Genomic DNA, 16,330 nt, shown 5'->3' on the forward strand with positions numbered 1-16,330 from the left:
GTTCCTGCGCGACCCCGGCGTGTCGGGCTACTTGCCCGTGAACTTCTCGTACTCCTTGAGCACCTCTTCGGTCGGGCCGTCCATGCGCAGCTCGCCGCGTTCCAGCCACAGCACGCGGTTGCAGGTGTCGCGGATGGACTTGTTGTTGTGGCTGACCAGGAAGACGGTGCCGGCCTCCTTCTTCAGCTCCCGGATGCGCTCCTCGGAGCGCGTCTGGAACTTGCGGTCGCCGGTGGCCAGGGCCTCGTCGATCATCAGGACGTCGTGGTCCTTGGCGGCGGCGATGGAGAACCGCAGGCGGGCGGCCATGCCGGAGGAGTAGGTGCGCATCGGCAGGGTGATGAAGTCGCCCTTCTCGTTGATGCCGGAGAAGTCGACGATGTCCTGGTAGCGCTCCCTGATCTGCTCGCGGGACATGCCCATGGCCAGTCCGCCGAGGATGACGTTCCGCTCGCCGGTCAGGTCGTTCATCAGAGCCGCGTTCACCCCGAGCAGGGAGGGCTGGCCGTCGGTGTAGACCTTGCCCCGCTCGGCGGGCAGCAGGCCGGCGATGGCCCGCAGCAGGGTCGACTTGCCGGAACCGTTGGAACCGATCAGGCCGATGGCCTCGCCCCGGTAGGCGGTGAAGGAGACGCCGCGCACGGCGTGCACCTTGCGCACGCCCCGCGCCGCGTCGTCGGAGCCTCGCCTGATCATGCGGCTCAGGGCGGCGGTCGCGCTGCCCTTGCCGGTCTTGGCGCCGTTGACGCGGTAGACGATGTGCAGTTCGTCCGCGATGACCGTCGGCACCCGCTCGCCCTGCTGCTGCTCAGCCACGGCCGTACCTCTCCTCCGCCTTCCAGAAGTACACGAATCCGCCCACGGCGAGGACCACGGCCCAGCCGAGCGCGACCGCCCACACGTGCGGTGGCAGGTGCTCGGAGCCGTAGCCGTCGATCAGCGCGAAGCGGATCAGGTCCATGTAGACGGCGGCCGGGTTCCACTGGAGTACGTCGGCCAGCCAGGCCGGCTGGTCCTCCAGCATGATCGGGATGGAGAACATGACGCCCGACGCGTACATCCAGGTCCGCATGATGAACGGCATCAGCTGGGCCAGGTCCGGCGTCTTGGCGCCCATCCGGGCCACGATCAGCGCCAGCCCCATGTTGAAGAGGAACTGCAGGACGAGCGCCGGGACGACCAGCAGCCAGGACAGCGAGGGGTAGCTGCCGAAGCCGATCACCACCGCGAACATCACGACCATCGAGGCCAGCAGCTGCTGGAGCTGTTGCAGCGCGAACGAGATCGGGAGCGAGGCGCGCGGGAAGTGCAGCGCCCGCACCAGACCGAGGTTGCCGGAGATCGCGCGTACGCCGGCCATCGCCGAGGACTGGGTGAAGGTGAAGACGAACACACCCGTCACCAGGAACGGGATGTACACGTCCTTGTCCATGCCGCGGCCCGCGTTGAGGATCAGGCCGAAGATCAGGAAGTAGACGAGCGCGTTCAGCAGCGGCGTGGCCACCTGCCAGAGCTGGCCGAGCTTGGCCTGGCTGTACTGGGCGGTCAGCTTCGCCTGGGAGAAGGCGAGGATGAAGTGGCGCCGGCTCCAGAGCTGACGGACGTACTCCGCGAGGGACGGCCGGGCACCGCTCACGGACAGCCCGTACTTGGCGGCGAGCCGGGCCGGTGTGAGGCCCTCGTCGGGCGACACGGGCTTGGTCATGGCGACCGTGCCGTCGTGCGTTGTCTCACTCACTGGTGGAAACTTTCGTCTTCGGAATGCTCGGCCGCGCGGGCCTGGCATGGACCTGTTGGCCCCGGGCGGGCCGGGACGCTCTCGGATACGAGCTTGTCAGATCACGGGAGGCCGGCCCAGCCGGGTCAGCCGCCACACCGTACGCCACCTCATGGGCCGGCGCGGACCGCAGGGGGTGGCCCAGCCCTCGCGGAAGCCGCCGAACCAGGCCTTCAGGGCAGGTCGCGAGGGGCGGCGCAGCAGTGTGAGCAGCATCCACACCCCGAGGTAGACCGGGACGAGGAGCGCGGGGAGGTTGCGGCGGGCGAGCCAGACGCGGTTGCGGGCGACCATGCGGTGGTAGACCGCGTGCCGCGAGGGCGCGGTCGTGGGGTGGTTCAGCACCATGTCGGAGCGGTAGTCGATCATCCAGCCCGCGTCCAGCGCCCGCCAGGCCAGGTCGGTCTCCTCGTGGGCGTAGAAGAACGCGTCCGGCAGGCCGCCGACCTGAGTGAGGACGCGGGTGCGGACGGCGTTGGCGCCGCCGAGGAAGGTGGTGACCCGGGAGGAGCGCATCGGGTCGGAGGCGCGCAGCCGCGGGACGTGCCGGCGCTGGGTCTCGCCGGTCTCCGGGTCGGCGATGCGGAAGCTGATGATGCCCAGCTCGTCGTCGGCCGCGAACGCCTCGCGGCACAGCTCGGCGGTGTCGGTGCGGGCGAGCAGGCCGTCGTCGTCGAGGAAGAGCAGGATGTCGACGTCGCTGCCGCCCGGGCCGAAGGCCTCGATGCCGACGTTGCGGCCGCCGGGGATGCCCAGGTTCTCGGGCAGCTCGACGGTGCGCACGCCGTCCGGCACCTCCGGGACGGGCGAGCCGTTGCCGACCACGACCACCTCGACCGGGTCGCCGTCCTGCTTGGCGACCGAGTCGAGCAGGGCGCGCAGCTCCTCGGGACGGTTGCCCATCGTGATGACGACGGCGCCGACCTTCATGGCCCCGTTCACTTGAGCCTGCTGGAGGCGAGGATGGACACCAGGTGCAGCAGGGTCTGCAGCAGCGCGATGCCCGCGAGTACGGCGGTGCCGAGGCGGGTGAAGAACAGGTCGCCGCGGCTCGCGTCGACGATCGCGAGGACGAGGATCAGCAGGGACGCCTCGATGCCGAGGATCAGCCGGTGGAACTTGAGCGCTCCGGCGGCCCGGCGGGCCAGCGCCATGCCGGAGGAGCGCGGCTCGGACGCGGACTCCTGGACCGGCTCCTTGCCGGTCTGGTGCCGGGCGACGCCGACGAGGTCGGTCTCGGCCTTGATCAGGATGGCGCCGAGCGCGGCCAGGGTGCCGAGGAAGGCCCACAGCCAGTCGATCCGTCCGGTGCCCCAGATGTCGGCGGCGCGCAGGCCGAGCCCGACCAGGACCGCGGCGTCGGTCAGGTAGGCGCCGACCCGGTCCAGGTAGACGCCGCCGAGCGAGTACTGCTTCTTCCAGCGCGCGACCTCGCCGTCGACGCAGTCCAGCAGCAGGTACAGCTGGACCGCCACGACGCCGAGCACGGCGCCCGTGATCCCCGGCACCAGCAGGGCCGGGGCCGCGAGCACGCCGCAGACGGTCATCAGGTACGTGAGCTGGTTGGGCGTGATCCTGGTGTTCACCAGGTAGCGGTCGATCCGCAGCGAGACCTCACGCATGTAGAGGCGTCCCGCCCAGTGCTCACCGCTGCGCCGGTCCTTCACCCCCGCGGGGTGGACGACCGGACGTAGTTCAGCTACCGATGGCCTTGACATAGTCGGCGTACAGGTCCTTGATCTGGTCGGTTTTGAGGTCGAGGTGCTCGAGGATCGTGTAGCGGCCGGGCCGCGTCTGGGGGGCGTACTCCACCGCCTGGAAGAACTCCTCCGGGGTGAACCCGATCTCCTCCGGCAGCACCGGCAGCCCGTGCCGGCGCAGTACCTCGGCCATCTGGGCGGACTCCTCGTGGGCACCGCGCAGATACATCGCGAAGGCCGCGCCCAGACCGCACTGCTCGCCGTGGGAGGCCGCGCGGGTGGGGAAGAGCAGGTCGAAGGCGTGGTTGATCTCGTGGCAGGCGCCGGAGGCGGGCCGCGAGTCACCGGAGACCGACATGGCGATGCCGGTCAGGACCAGGCCCTCGGCGAGCACCTGGAGGAAGTCGTTGTCACCGACGCCGCCCGGGTGCCGGAGCACGGCCTCGCCCGCCTGGCGGGCCATCGCGGCGGCCAGGCCGTCGATCCGCTCGCCCTTGACCCGGTTGGCCAGCTCCCAGTCCGCGATCGCGGAGATGTTGGAGACGGCGTCGCCGATGCCGGCGCGCACGAACCGCACCGGGGCGTCGCGGATGACGTCCAGGTCGATGACGACGGCGATGGGGTTCGGGACACCGTAGGAGCCGCGGCCCGCGTCGTTGTCGAGGGTGGCGACCGGCGAGCAGAGTCCGTCGTGCGCGAGGTTCGTGGGCACGGCGACCAGCGGGAGGCCGATGCGGGCCGCGGCGAACTTCGCGCAGTCGATGATCTTGCCGCCGCCGAGGCCGACGACCGCGTCGTAGTGGCCGCCCTTCATGGCGCCGGCCAGCTTGATCGCGTCGTCCAGGGTGCCGCCGCCGACCTCGAACCAGTCGGCGCCGGGCAGCGACGGGGCGACACGTTCGCGCAGCCGGGCACCCGAGCCGCCGCTGACGGCGACCGCGAGCTTGCCCGAGTGGGAGATGCGCTCGTCGGCGAGCACACATCCCAGGTCGTCGAGGGCGCCCGCGCGGATGTCCACGACGACCGGCGACGGGATGAGCCTCGTCAGTACAGGCACGCGATCTCCCTGCCCTTGGCGAGGTCGTCGTGGTTGTCGATCTCGACCCACTTGACGTCGCCGATCGGCGCCACGTCGACCTTGAAGCCGCGGTTGACCAGCTCCTGGTAGCCGTCCTCGTAGTACAGCTGCGGGTCGCGCTCGAAGGTGGTCTTCAGGGCGTCGGCCAGCTCGACGGCGGCCTCGCCCTCGATGAGGGTGACGCCGATGTACTCACCGGTCGCGTCGGCCGGGTCCATCAGCTTGGTGATGCGCTGGACGCCCTTGTCGGGGTCGACGACGACCTTCATCTCCTCCTCGGCGAGGTTCTTCACCGTGTCGAGGGCGAGGATGATCTTCTTGCCGTCGCCGCGGGCGGCGAGCAGGGTCTTCTCGACGGAGACCGGGTGCACGGTGTCGCCGTTGGCGAGGATCACGCCGTCCTTGAGGGCGTCACGGCCGCACCACAGGGAGTAGGCGTTGTTCCACTCCTCGGCCTTGTCGTTGTCGATGAGGGTGAGCTTGACGCCGTACTTCTGCTCCAGCGCCTCCTTGCGGTCGTACACGGCTTCCTTGCGGTAGCCGACGATGATCCCGACCTCGGTCAGGCCGACCTCGGCGAAGTTGGCCAGCGTCAGGTCCAGCACGGTGATGCTGTCCTCCGCCCCCTCCGGGCCGACCGGGACCAGTGCCTTGGGCAGGGTGTCGGTGTAGGGGCGCAGACGGCGTCCGGCGCCGGCCGCCAGCACGAGGCCGATCATGCGGGTTCTCCTTCGTCGTGTACGGCGGGTGCGCCGACCTTGTGGGCGGCGACCCAGAAGCGGATGCTCTCCACGAGCACCACGAGAGCCACGGCCACGGCGAGGACCGTGAGCGCGACCTTGAACTGTGAGGCGGTGAGCAGCACGGCCAGCACGGTGATCACCAGCGTGCGGCCCTCGTGCCCCCCGACCGTCCGCACCAGCCACTGCGGCGGCGCTCCCGCGTCGCCGCGGATGCGGTAGACCGTGTCGTAGTGATGGTAGGCGACCGCGGCAACCAGCCCGAAAGCCGCTGGAAGCGCACCGTTCACGTCGGCTTTCGCCGCCAGTACCAGGACGGTGAGGTACTCGACCGCACGGAAGAACGGCGGGACCAGCCAGTCGAGGGCGCCCTTGAGGGGGCGGGCGACGGCGAGGGCGGACGTCAGGACGTAGGCGAGGGCGGCGACGGCCGGCCAGGGGCCGCCGAAGTCGGTGAGCGCGGTCGTCGCGACGACGGCGGCGCCGCCGAGGAGTGCGACGGCGGGGGCGGTGAAGCCGGGCAGCCGGCGGGCGGTCCGCGCGAGGCCCTTGGCGGCGGCCTCGGCGAGCGGTCCCGAGTCGGCGAGGTCGGCCAGTGCCTTGGCGGCCCGGTCGGTGCGCGTCGCCTTGCGGGTCAGCGAGCGCAGGAGGCGGCCGGCGGTGGTGTACGTCGCGGCGAAGGCGCAGCCGATCAGCAGCGCGTAGAAGGTGATCCGGGGCGTGGTGAGCGCGGTCAGGACGGCGATCATGGCCCAGCGTTCGCCGATGGGCAGGACGATCATGCGCCGCACCCAGACCGTCCAGCCGACGCTGTCGAGCCTGTCGGAGAGGGCGGCGGTGGGGCTGGTGTTGGCGGCGGCGGCCGTGCTGTCGACGTTGGCCTCGTTGAAGGAGAAGTCGACGACGTGCCGGCAGGTCTGGAGGACCATCGCGCCGAGGGCGAGGGTCCATACGTCGTCGCCGCCGCGGGCGGCTCCGAGGGCGAGGCCCGCGTAGTAGGCGTACTCCTTGGCGCGGTCGAAGGTGGCGTCCAGCCAGGCGCCGAGCGTGGAGTACTGCAGGGAGTAGCGGGCGAGCTGTCCGTCGGTGCAGTCGAGGACGAAGGAGGCGATGAGCAGGACGCCGGCGGCGACGAAACCGCCGCGGGTGCCGGTGGCCGCGCAGCCCGCCGCTATGAGCGCGGTGATGAGCGAGGCGGTGGTGACCTGGTTGGGGGTCAGCCCGCGTCGAGCGCACCAGCGGGCGATGTAGCGGGAGTAGGGGCTGATGAGGAAGGTGGTGACGAAACCGTCGCGGGCCTTGACCGCCGACTTCAGGCGTACGGCCTCATCGTCGACGCCGGCGACGGCCTGCCGGGCCTCGTTGCGGGCCTGGGGGTCGGCGGGGACGGCGGCGACCAGGCTGCCGAGCTCGGGCCGGTGGACGCCCGCGCCGTCGGCGTCGAGGGCGGCGGTGATCCGGTCGGCGAGGCTGTCGACATCCCCCACGCTCGGCTTCGCTCGCGCGGGGGCACCCCCACGGGCGGTGCCGCCGTGGCCGGAGTTCTCGCGGGCCATCGCGCGGGTCAGGGTCTGGCGGGCGTCCGGCTGGGCGGTGACGGCGCCGGGGATCGCGGCGAGCGGGAAGCGGGGGTCGGTGAGGCCGAGGCGCAGGGCGTGCGGGTGGCCGACGAAGCGGGCGTCGACCACGGCGACCCGCTCACCGGCCGGCACCCGGGCCAGCAGCGTCTCGGCGTCGGCGGCGTCGGCGGCGGGACGCACGTCGAAGCCCAGGGACCGCAGCTCGCTCTCGATCGACGAACCGGGGACCGGCTGACCGGTGAGGATGGCGGTCGACAACCGAACTCACTCCCTGGGTGCCGACGCCTGGGCGCCGGGCCTGTGCATAGTGGGACGCCCGTGCCTGCGGCACCCGGGCGGCATGTCGGCAGAGGCTATCGGATGGCTGGAACGCCGTGTTCACCGCCCGTTTCACGGTCGGTCGACGCCACTTGCACCAGCCTTTGCCGCGATCATCATCGTGGATCCGGGGCCCGCCCCACAAACCGCGCTCCCAGACCGGGCATCGCGGACATCGCACAGTGTCGACGGGCGTTCGCTCAGGGTCAGGGCCGCCTTTGCCCGGCCGTCCGCCCACCTCACCCGGACGGCCCGTCCAGGACGTCGTGACGCTCTGACCTGCGTATCGTTTCCGCAGGTCAGGGCAGATGACAACGGTGTTCAGTGCCGCGTTGCCGGATACCCCCTACCCGTAGTTCACTGTGCTCTGGACGCCGGATGCCGGACATACAGGAGGCTGCTTCTCATGGGGGCTGGGCATGATCACGGGCACGCGCACGGGGCGCAGGCCGGCGGGACGGCGACGGCCGCGTACCGCGGCAGACTGCGGGTGGCGCTGGCGATCACGCTCTTCGTCATGGTCGTCGAGATCGTCGGCGGCGTGCTCGCCGACTCGCTCGCGCTGATCGCCGACGCCGCGCACATGGCGACGGACGCCCTGGGTCTCGGCATGGCGCTGCTGGCCATTCACTTCGCGAACCGGCCGCCGAGCGACCGGCGCACCTTCGGCTTCGCGCGCGCCGAGATCCTCGCCGCCCTGGCCAACTGTCTGCTGCTGCTCGGGGTCGGCGGCTACGTCCTGTACGAGGCGATCGAGCGGTTCATCACACCGGCCGGCACCGCGGGCGGGCTCACCGTCGTCTTCGGCGCGATCGGCCTGGTGGCGAACATGGTGTCGCTGACCCTGCTGATGCGCGGCCAGAAGGAGAGCCTGAACGTGCGGGGCGCCTTCCTGGAGGTGGCGGCGGACGCGCTGGGCTCCCTTGCGGTGATCATCTCGGCGCTGGTGATCCTGGCCACCGGCTGGCAGCCGGCCGACCCGATCGCGTCGCTGGTCATCGGCCTGATGATCGTGCCGCGCACCTGGCGGCTGCTGCGCGAGACCCTGGACGTGCTGCTGGAGGCCGCGCCCAAGGGCGTGGACATCGCCGAGGTGCGCGCCCACATACTGGCGCTGGACGGGGTCGAGGACGTCCACGACCTGCACGCCTGGACCATCACCTCGGGCATGCCGGTGCTGTCGGCGCACGTGGTGGTGAGCGGCGAGGCGCTGAGCGCGATCGGCCACGAGAAGATGCTGCACGAGTTGCAGGGCTGCCTCGGCGACCACTTCGACGTGGAGCACTGCACCTTCCAGCTGGAGCCCAGCGGCCACGCGGAGCACGAGGCGAGGTTGTGCCACTGAGGCCTCGGTGGCACCGGTGAACCGCGGTGGGGGCGTGCGCGCGCCGGAACGCGCTGCGGAGTGCGGCCGTCCGCCGTTCGTTCACGTCCTGCCCCGGTCCCGTCCCCCGCGGCACTCCTTCCGGTCACGCCGTGGACGGTTCCCGGTCCGCGACGCCGGGCACGATGATCAACCGGGCCCTTCCTCGGCGTCCGACCGGTGGCGACCGCCGCCCGCGCCGCCGCGCGGGACATGCGGGAGTGCCGGGAAGTGCCGAGAGTGCCGGATTCGTACGGCACACTTGGGGCGCGAGGACCGATGTGAAGGATGGGTATGCCGATCACTCCTGCCACCGCGACGCACAGTTCGTCGAACGGCACCGCAGACGCGATTTTGCTGGAACTGGTCGACGAGAACGGCGTGACGATCGGCACCGCGGAGAAGCTCTCCGCGCACCAGCCGCCGGGGCGGCTGCACCGCGCCTTCTCCGTGTTCCTCTTCGACGAGCGGGGCCGGCTGCTGCTCCAGCAGCGGGCGCTGGGCAAGTACCACTCCCCCGGCGTGTGGTCCAACACCTGCTGCGGTCACCCCTACCCCGGCGAGGCGCCCTTCGCGGCGGCGGCCCGGCGGACGTACGAGGAGCTGGGCGTCTCCCCTTCGCTGCTCGCCGAGGCGGGCACCGTGCGCTACAACCACCCGGACCCGGCCTCCGGGCTGGTCGAGCAGGAGTACAACCACCTCTTCGTCGGCCTGGTGCAGGCAGCGCCGCGGCCCGACGCGGAGGAAGTCGCGGAGACGGCCTTCGTGTCGCCCGCCGAGCTGGCCGAACGGCACGGCAAGGACACCTTCTCGGCGTGGTTCATGACGGTGCTGGACGCGGCCCGGCCCGCGGTCCGCGAGCTGACGGGCCCCTCCGCCGGCTGGTGAGCCCGCCTACCGCAGGGCGTGCTTGAGCGGCAGGGCGGCCCAGATCACCTTGCCGCCGCTCGCCGTGTGGGCCACGTCGCACGCCCCGCCCGCCTCCCGGGTGATCTCCCGGACCAGGAGCAGCCCGCGCCCGCCCGTCTGACCGTGATCGGCCTCCAGGGCGGTCGGGCGGTAGGGGTGGCTGTCCTCCACGGACACCCGCACCCACTCGGGCCCGACGGCGATCTCCACGGCGAGCACCGGCGACAGCACCGCCGCGTGCCGGACGGCGTTCGTGACCAGCTCCGAGACGATCAGGAGCAGGCCCTCGGTCACGTCGTCGGAGACCGGCACGCCCTGGCGCACCAGCAGGTCCCGCACGGCGTGCCGCGCCTGCGGGACCGACGCGTCCACGGCGGGGGCGGTGAACCGCCAGACGCCTTCGTACGGCAGCGGCCCGGCGGGCCCGGTCTCGTCCATCGTCCGGTCGCCACCCCTGGGCTCGATTGTCACCACACCCTGAGTGTTGGTAACGCGTCGCTCCGCTCCGGATGACTGAACACAAGTCAGCTGGTATCGAGCACTTCTGATCGTTGGCGTATGACACGGTCAGTTGTGGGACCGTTCCTGTCCCGCTCGCACCGGCCGCGTGAACCCAACGGGTCGGCGGATAACATCCGGCGCATGGAGCCCCAGCTGCTGCACCGGGTCGCCGACTCGGTCGCCACCGTCGTCGTCCACCATCCGGCCAAGCGCAACGCCATGACGGCCGCGATGTGGCGGGCGCTGCCCGAACTGCTCGACGCCCTGGCGGGAGACCCGGCGGTGCGGGCGCTGGTGCTCACCGGTGAGGGAGCCACGTTCTGCGCCGGGGCCGACATCACCACCCTGCGGGAGCCGGCGGAGGACGCGCAGGGGCTCGCCGTTCGGGCCGAGGAGGCCCTCGCGGCCTTCCCCAAGCCGACGCTGGCGGCGATCCGCGGTCACTGCGTGGGCGGCGGGGCTCAGTTGGCGGCCGCCTGCGACCTGCGGTTCGCCGAGGAGTCGGCGCTGTTCGGGGTGACCCCGGCCAAGCTGGGGGTCGTGTATTCCGCGTCCTCCACCCGGCGGCTGGTGGCGCTGACGGGCCCGGCCACCGCGAAGTACCTCCTCTTCTCGGGGGAGTTGATCGACGCCGGGCGGGCGTTGCGCACCGGCCTGGTCGACGAGGTGCTGCCGGAGGGCGAACTCGGCAAGCGGGTCGCGGAGTTCACCCGGGTCCTGGCGTCGCGCTCGCAGCTGACGCAGGCCGCGGCGAAGGAGTTCGCGAACGGGCGCACCGACCGGGACGCGTACTGGGCCGCCCAGGCGCGCGGCAGCGGCGACACCGCGGAGGGGGTCGCCGCCTTCCTGGAGCGCAGGCAGCCGCGTTTCGGCTGGAGCATGCCGCCGAGCGGGTCTACGTCAGGATGAACCGGTTCTTCACGCGGAACTCCTCGACGAGATGCGCGGGTGCCTTCTCGGGGGACCCCGCGTCGTAGGGCGGCCGCGGGTCGTACTCCGTCAGCAGCTGGACCGCCTGGGCGTGCTCGTCGCCGGCGATGCGGCCGACCAGCGCGAGGCCCATGTCGATGCCGGAGGAGACACCGGCCGCGGTGACGTACTTGCCGTCGGTGACCACCCGTTCCCCGGTCGGCTCGACGCCGTACTGTTCGAGGAGGCTCAGTGCCAGCCAGTGCGAGGTGGCACGGCGGCCGGTGAGCAGTCCCGCGGCGGCGAGCAGCAGGGAGCCGGAGCAGACCGAGGTGGTCCAGGTGCTGGTGGTGTCGACGGTGCGCAGCCAGTCCAGCAGGGTCTCGTTGTCCATCTGCGTGTCCTGGCCGGGGCCGCCCGGCACGACGACGACATCCGGGTTCGGCACGTCCGCCAGGGTCCGGTCGGCGGTCAGCGCCAGACTCCCCGAATCGTTGCGGACCGGGCCGGTCCGCTCGGCGACGAAGACGGTCTCCGCGTCCGGTATGCGACTCAGCATCTCGTACGGACCCACAGCGTCGAGGGCGGTGAAACGGTCGAAGAGCACGATGGCGATCTGCACGTGTTTCCTTTCGGGCTCGCTCGGCGAGCGGGGTCGCGTCCTCAGTGGACGGGCGCGGGACGGAAGCGGCGGCGGTACTCGGCCGGTGAGGTGCCCAGGGCCTTGACGAAGGCGCGGCGCATGGCCTCCGGCGTGCCGTAGCCGCTGGAACGGGAGATCTCCTCGACGCCGTCACCGGTGTCCTCCAGCAGCCGGCGGGCGTGTTCGACGCGGACCCGGTCGACGTACCGGCCGGGTGTCGTGCCGGTCTCCGCGCGGAAGGCGCGGGCGAAGTGGCGGGGCGAGAGGCCGGCCCGGTCGGCGAGGGCCTCGACGCTCAGATCGGCCCCGGGGTGCTCGGCGACCCACCGCTGGAGCTCGCGCAGGGGTTCACGCCGGGCGGTCTGGGCGGCGAGCTGGGCGCTGAACTGTGCCTGGTTCCCGGGTCGGCGCAGGAACACCACCAGGTGCCGGGCGATGGTCAGGGCGGCGTCCCGGTCCAGGTCCTCCTCGACCAGGGCGAGGGCGAGATCGATACCGGAGGTGACGCCGGCGGAGGTGGCGACGTGGCCGTCGCGGATGAAGATCGGGTCGGGGTCGACGTCCACGGCCGGGTGGTCGCGGGCGAGCCGGTCGGAGTAGGCCCAGTGGGTGGTGGCGCGGCGGCCGTCCAGCAGCCCCGCCCTGGCGAGCAGGATCGCCCCGGTGCAGACGGAGACCAGGCGCCGGGCGCGCGTCCCGTGGCCGCGCAGCCACTCGACCAGGCGCGGGCCGGGGTCCCGGGAGCCCAGGCCGCCGGGAACGATCAGGGTGTCCGGGACGGGCGCCTTGGCGAGGGCCAGGTCCGGTACGACGGTCAGGCCGCTGGAGGTGCGCACGGGCGCGCCGTCCAGCGAGGCCGTACGGATGCGGTACGTCCCCGGCGTGTGCTGCTCGGCGCCCGCGAAGACCTCCGCGGGGCCGGTGACATCGAGGCTCTGGACGTCGTCGAACAGGAGGACCAGTACGGTACGGACGGTTCGCTGCGCCATGCCGTCGATTCTTCGCCCGACCGGCGATGGCCGCAATGACGAGTACCCCACCTTTCCTGCCATGCGTCCCGCGCTCGGAGCGGGCCCCGCGGCAGACACCTGGAGGACGTACTGAGCGGTTGGTAACGTGCGTGGCATGACCACTGCCGCCATCGACGCACGCGCCGGCCGCCGCTGCCACAACGCGCTCAACTCGCTGCACTCGACGCACTACTTCTCGCCCGACCTGGGGCGGGAACTGGGCGACCTCGGGGTCACCGATCCCCGGGCCGTCAACTTCGCGGTGCGCGCCGCCGCGCTGGGGCCGGTCGGCGCCGGCGCCGTGACGGCGACGTTCTACAACTACAAGCACGACCTCGTCGCCCGGCATGTGCCCGCGGTGTGGGAGACCGCCACCCCGGCACAGGTCCTGGCGGCACGCGCGCGTGCCGTCGACGCGACCCTGCGCCGCCTGCTCGGCGACGAGACCCTGGCGTCCGCGGAGATGTCGGAGGCCGCCGGTCTGGCGCTGCGCGCCGCCGAGGGCTGCTCCCGCAGTGCCCGTCCGCTGTACTCCGCCCACGCGGACCTGCCCGTGCCCGACGCGCCGCACCTGGCGTTCTGGCACGCGGCGACCCTGCTGCGCGAGCACCGGGGCGACGGCCACCTCGCCGCGCTGCTGGCCGCGGGGCTCGACGGCCTGGAGGCGCTGGTGACGCACACCGCGACCGGCAAGGGCATGGCGCCGAAGTGGATCTTCACCACCCGTGGCTGGACCCAGGAGGAGTGGGAGGCGGCGACGGACCGGCTGCGCGACCGCGGCCTGATCGACGACGCCGGCGAGCTGAGCGAGCGGGGTGTGGCACTGCGCGACGAGATCGAACGGGAGACGGACCGGCTGGACGCGGCCCCCTACGCGCACCTCGGAGCCGAGGGCGTGGCCCGTCTGACGGAGCTCGGAACGTCCTTCGCCCGTACGGCGCTGGGCGCCGGCGCCTTCCCGGCGGATCTGCTCGGCAAGCGCTGACCAGGTCCGGCCCCGCCGACGGGCATGTCCGGCCGATCCGGAGGTACCCGTAGGACTTCCGGCCGCAGCGGCCGGGAGAGGAAAGGGGCTTTTCGTGTTCCGTGCCATCGCAGACGTGCTGCGCCAGATCGGTGGGGCCATCGCCACCGTCGTGACGCTTCCCTTCCGGGCCCTGGCCCGGCTTTTCGGCGGGGCCTCGTCCTCGACCCGCGGCCGTCGGGTCTGACACCGCGTCCGGCGCGACCCGTTCCCGACCGGGCCGGGTGGTGCCCTGATCCCCGATTGTCGGCACCACCTGCCACAATTGCCGCGCAACCTCTGTGAGAAGGCGGTACGGGATCGTGACGACACCCGGGTCCAGCGCGTCCATCGACGTGAGGTCCATCGAGAGCAGGATCGCCGAGGAACTCGGCGTACGGGAGCGGCAGGTGAAGGCCGCGGTGGAGCTGCTCGACGGCGGCTCCACGGTGCCCTTCATCGCCCGCTACCGCAAGGAAGCGACCGAGATGCTCGACGACGCGCAGCTGCGCACGCTCGAGGAGCGGCTGCGTTATCTGCGGGAGCTGGAGGAGCGGCGTACGGCGATCCTCGACTCGGTACGCGAGCAGGGCAAGCTCACCGAGGAGCTCGAGGCGCGCATCCGCGGGGCGGAGACCAAGGCCCGCCTGGAGGACATCTACCTGCCGTACAAGCCCAAGCGGCGTACCAAGGCGCAGATCGCGCGTGAGGCGGGTCTGGAGCCGCTGGCCGAGGGCCTGCTCGGCGACCCGTCCGTGGACCCGGTCGCCGCGGCCTCCGCGTTCGTCGACGCCGACAAGGGCGTGGCGGACCCCCAGGCCGCCCTGGACGGAGCGCGGTCGATCCTCACGGAGAAGTTCTCGGAGGACGCCGACCTGATCGGCGAGCTGCGGGAGCGGATGTGGGTGCGCGGGCGGCTCGCCGCCAAGGTGAAGGAGGGCAAGGAGGAGGCCGGCGCCAAGTTCGCCGACTACTTCGACTTCGCCGAGCCGTTCACAGACCTGCCCTCGCACCGGATCCTCGCGATGCTGCGCGGCGAGAAGGAGGACGTGCTCGACCTCGTCCTGGAGCCCGAGGAGGCCACCGACGGACCGTCGTCGTACGAGGGGATCGTCGCGAGCCGCTTCGGGATCGCCGACCGCGGCCGGGCCGGCGACAAGTGGCTCACGGACACGGTCCGCTGGGCCTGGCGCACCCGCATCCTGGTGCACCTCGGCATCGACCTGCGGCTGCGGCTGCGCACGGCCGCCGAGGACGAGGCGGTGAACGTCTTCGCCGCGAACCTCCGCGATCTGCTGCTGGCCGCCCCGGCGGGCACGCGCGCGACGCTCGGCCTGGACCCGGGCTTCCGTACGGGCGTGAAGGTCGCCGTGGTCGACGCGACCGGCAAGGTCGTGGCCACGGACGTGATCCATCCGCACGTCCCCGCCAACCGGTGGGACGAGGCGATCGCCAAGCTGGCGCGGCTCGCCAAGGAGCACGCGGTCGAACTGGTCGCCATCGGCAACGGCACGGCGTCCCGCGAGACCGACAAGCTCGCCGGTGAACTGATCACCAAGCACCCGGAGTTGAAGCTGACCAAGGTGATGGTGTCCGAGGCCGGTGCCTCCGTGTACTCGGCCTCCGCCTTCGCCTCCCAGGAGCTGCCGGACATGGACGTCTCGCTGCGCGGCGCGGTGTCGATCGCCCGGCGGCTCCAGGACCCGCTGGCCGAGCTGGTGAAGATCGACCCGAAGTCGATCGGCGTCGGCCAGTACCAGCACGACCTGTCCGAGGTGAAGCTGTCGCGCTCGCTGGACGCGGTGGTCGAGGACTGTGTGAACGGCGTGGGCGTGGACGTCAACACGGCGTCCGCGCCGCTGCTCGCCCGCGTGTCCGGCGTCACCTCCGGTCTCGCCGAGAACATCGTGGCGCACCGGGACGCGAACGGGCCGTTCACGTCGCGGACCGAGCTGAAGAAGGTCTCGCGCCTCGGCCCCAAGGCGTACGAGCAGTGCGCGGGCTTCCTGCGGATCCGGGGCGGCAGCGACCCGCTGGACGCGTCCAGCGTGCACCCCGAGGCGTACCCGGTGGTGCGCCGGATGGTGAAGACCGCCGGGCAGGAGGTGGCCGGCCTGATCGGCAACACGTCCGTGCTGCGGTCGCTCGAGCCGGCGGAGTTCGTGAACGAGACGTTCGGTCTGCCGACGGTCACGGACATTCTGAGGGAGCTGGAGAAGCCGGGGCGCGACCCGCGGCCCGCCTTCAAGACGGCCACCTTCAAGGAGGGCGTGGAGAAGATCTCCGACCTGTCCGCCGGGATGGTCCTGGAGGGTGTCGTGACGAATGTCGCGGCCTTCGGTGCGTTCGTGGACGTCGGTGTGCACCAGGACGGGCTGGTGCATGTGTCGGCCATGTCCAAGACGTTCGTGAAGGATCCGCGGGATGTGGTGAAGCCCGGGGACATCGTGAAGGTGAAGGTGATGGACGTCGACATTCCGCGGAAGCGGATCTCGTTGACGTTGCGGCTGGACGACGAGGCTGCTCCGCAGGGTGGGCAGGGTTCGCCCGGGGAGCAGAAGCGGGAGCGTGGGGGGAAGCCGCCGAGGCAGCGGCAGCAGCGGCAGGCCTCCGGCGGTGGTGGTGGCGGCAAGGGGCGGTCGTCGGCGCCTGCTCCGTCCAACGACGCGATGGCTGACGCGTTGCGGCGGGCCGGGTTGGCGTAGGCGCGCGGTGTTGTAGCTGGGGGGTGGGTGCGCGGGCCGGCGCTTGCCGGTGCCGCTGCGCCCACCCGTGCCGCCCCAGCGGCACGACTGCCCG

General features: G+C 71.8%; 16 protein-coding genes. 6 read left to right on the top strand and 10 right to left on the bottom strand.

Annotation, left to right across the window (positions count from 1 at the left end):
• Positions 1 to 27: 27 nt before the first annotated feature.
• The 7 genes from RI578_RS05130 to RI578_RS05160 all read right to left on the bottom strand — a co-directional run bounded on the left by RI578_RS05130 (position 28) and on the right by RI578_RS05160 (position 7,133).
• Complete coding sequence (locus RI578_RS05130; protein ID WP_310869943.1) at positions 28 to 816, bottom strand: ABC transporter ATP-binding protein; 789 nt, start codon at positions 814 to 816, stop codon at positions 28 to 30.
• The gene (locus tag RI578_RS05135) at positions 809 to 1,738 is read right to left on the bottom strand and encodes an ABC transporter permease (protein ID WP_310869944.1); all 930 of its coding nucleotides are present in this window, start codon (positions 1,736 to 1,738) and stop codon (positions 809 to 811) included. The genes RI578_RS05130 and RI578_RS05135 overlap by 8 nt, the downstream gene beginning before the upstream one ends.
• Positions 1,739 to 1,834: 96 nt before the next feature.
• Positions 1,835 to 2,707 carry a glycosyltransferase family 2 protein gene (locus tag RI578_RS05140; RefSeq protein ID WP_121750216.1) on the bottom strand — a complete coding sequence of 291 codons (873 nt, stop codon included), beginning with the start codon at positions 2,705 to 2,707 and terminating at the stop codon, positions 1,835 to 1,837.
• Between the two features lie 8 nt (positions 2,708 to 2,715).
• Positions 2,716 to 3,495, bottom strand: coding sequence for a CDP-alcohol phosphatidyltransferase family protein (locus RI578_RS05145; RefSeq protein WP_310869945.1), 780 nt, complete (start codon positions 3,493 to 3,495; stop codon positions 2,716 to 2,718).
• Positions 3,473 to 4,534, bottom strand: coding sequence for an iron-containing alcohol dehydrogenase family protein (locus tag RI578_RS05150; RefSeq protein ID WP_310869946.1), 1,062 nt, complete (start codon positions 4,532 to 4,534; stop codon positions 3,473 to 3,475). Before RI578_RS05150 ends, RI578_RS05145 begins: the two co-directional genes overlap by 23 nt.
• Positions 4,522 to 5,274, bottom strand: a complete 753-nt coding sequence (locus RI578_RS05155) for a sugar phosphate nucleotidyltransferase (RefSeq protein WP_210961008.1) — start codon at positions 5,272 to 5,274, stop codon at positions 4,522 to 4,524. Before RI578_RS05155 ends, RI578_RS05150 begins: the two co-directional genes overlap by 13 nt.
• Positions 5,271 to 7,133 (bottom strand): DUF5941 domain-containing protein, encoded by a 1,863-nt coding sequence (locus RI578_RS05160; RefSeq protein WP_310869947.1) that lies wholly within the window; start codon positions 7,131 to 7,133, stop codon positions 5,271 to 5,273. Before RI578_RS05160 ends, RI578_RS05155 begins: the two co-directional genes overlap by 4 nt.
• 466 nt (positions 7,134 to 7,599) lie before the next feature.
• Between RI578_RS05160 and RI578_RS05165 the strand changes: the two genes are divergently transcribed.
• Both RI578_RS05165 and idi read left to right on the top strand, forming a co-directional pair.
• Positions 7,600 to 8,538 carry a cation diffusion facilitator family transporter gene (locus RI578_RS05165; RefSeq protein ID WP_310869948.1) on the top strand — a complete coding sequence of 313 codons (939 nt, stop codon included), beginning with the start codon at positions 7,600 to 7,602 and terminating at the stop codon, positions 8,536 to 8,538.
• A gap of 312 nt (positions 8,539 to 8,850) precedes the next feature.
• Positions 8,851 to 9,444 carry an isopentenyl-diphosphate Delta-isomerase gene (gene idi, locus RI578_RS05170; protein WP_121750211.1) on the top strand — a complete coding sequence of 198 codons (594 nt, stop codon included), beginning with the start codon at positions 8,851 to 8,853 and terminating at the stop codon, positions 9,442 to 9,444.
• Between the two features lie 6 nt (positions 9,445 to 9,450).
• On the opposite strand, the gene RI578_RS05175 is transcribed toward idi, so the two are convergent.
• Complete coding sequence (locus RI578_RS05175) at positions 9,451 to 9,903, bottom strand: ATP-binding protein (RefSeq protein ID WP_310875671.1); 453 nt, start codon at positions 9,901 to 9,903, stop codon at positions 9,451 to 9,453.
• A 204-nt stretch (positions 9,904 to 10,107) separates the two neighbouring features.
• On the opposite strand from RI578_RS05175, the gene RI578_RS05180 reads away from it, so the two are divergent.
• Positions 10,108 to 10,875, top strand: a complete 768-nt coding sequence (locus RI578_RS05180; RefSeq protein ID WP_310869949.1) for an enoyl-CoA hydratase/isomerase family protein — start codon at positions 10,108 to 10,110, stop codon at positions 10,873 to 10,875.
• Here RI578_RS05180 and RI578_RS05185 read toward each other — a convergent pair.
• On the bottom strand, positions 10,862 to 11,497 hold the full coding sequence (locus RI578_RS05185; protein ID WP_310869950.1) for a DJ-1/PfpI family protein: 636 nt from the start codon (positions 11,495 to 11,497) through the stop codon (positions 10,862 to 10,864). The two genes, RI578_RS05180 and RI578_RS05185, sit on opposite strands and share 14 nt — an antisense overlap.
• A gap of 41 nt (positions 11,498 to 11,538) precedes the next feature.
• On the bottom strand, positions 11,539 to 12,507 hold the full coding sequence (locus RI578_RS05190; RefSeq protein ID WP_310869951.1) for a GlxA family transcriptional regulator: 969 nt from the start codon (positions 12,505 to 12,507) through the stop codon (positions 11,539 to 11,541).
• A 136-nt stretch (positions 12,508 to 12,643) separates the two neighbouring features.
• Between RI578_RS05190 and RI578_RS05195 the strand changes: the two genes are divergently transcribed.
• From RI578_RS05195 to RI578_RS05205, 3 genes are all read left to right on the top strand, one after another.
• Positions 12,644 to 13,513, top strand: coding sequence for an SCO6745 family protein (locus tag RI578_RS05195; RefSeq protein WP_310869952.1), 870 nt, complete (start codon positions 12,644 to 12,646; stop codon positions 13,511 to 13,513).
• Positions 13,514 to 13,607: 94 nt separating this feature from the next.
• Positions 13,608 to 13,739 carry an LPFR motif small protein gene (locus RI578_RS05200; protein ID WP_274595154.1) on the top strand — a complete coding sequence of 44 codons (132 nt, stop codon included), beginning with the start codon at positions 13,608 to 13,610 and terminating at the stop codon, positions 13,737 to 13,739.
• 115 nt (positions 13,740 to 13,854) lie between these two features.
• Positions 13,855 to 16,236: a Tex family protein gene (locus RI578_RS05205; protein WP_310869953.1), complete on the top strand. Its 2,382-nt coding sequence runs from the start codon at positions 13,855 to 13,857 to the stop codon at positions 16,234 to 16,236.
• Positions 16,237 to 16,330: the final 94 nt, after the last annotated feature.

This window comes from Streptomyces sp. BB1-1-1 (genome assembly GCF_031597775.1).
In the GTDB taxonomy this organism is placed as follows: domain Bacteria; phylum Actinomycetota; class Actinomycetes; order Streptomycetales; family Streptomycetaceae; genus Streptomyces; species Streptomyces thinghirensis.

Coding starts and splice junctions, on each gene's coding strand:
- RI578_RS05155 (WP_210961008.1), bottom strand. CDS start 5,274: ATGATCGGCCTCGTGCTGGCGGCCGGCGCCGGACGCCGTCTGCGCCCC.
- RI578_RS05165 (WP_310869948.1), top strand. CDS start 7,600: ATGGGGGCTGGGCATGATCACGGGCACGCGCACGGGGCGCAGGCCGGC.
- RI578_RS05140 (WP_121750216.1), bottom strand. CDS start 2,707: ATGAAGGTCGGCGCCGTCGTCATCACGATGGGCAACCGTCCCGAGGAG.
- RI578_RS05190 (WP_310869951.1), bottom strand. CDS start 12,507: ATGGCGCAGCGAACCGTCCGTACCGTACTGGTCCTCCTGTTCGACGAC.
- RI578_RS05195 (WP_310869952.1), top strand. CDS start 12,644: ATGACCACTGCCGCCATCGACGCACGCGCCGGCCGCCGCTGCCACAAC.
- RI578_RS05180 (WP_310869949.1), top strand. CDS start 10,108: ATGGAGCCCCAGCTGCTGCACCGGGTCGCCGACTCGGTCGCCACCGTC.
- RI578_RS05145 (WP_310869945.1), bottom strand. CDS start 3,495: ATGTCAAGGCCATCGGTAGCTGAACTACGTCCGGTCGTCCACCCCGCG.
- RI578_RS05175 (WP_310875671.1), bottom strand. CDS start 9,903: ATGGACGAGACCGGGCCCGCCGGGCCGCTGCCGTACGAAGGCGTCTGG.
- idi (WP_121750211.1), top strand. CDS start 8,851: ATGCCGATCACTCCTGCCACCGCGACGCACAGTTCGTCGAACGGCACC.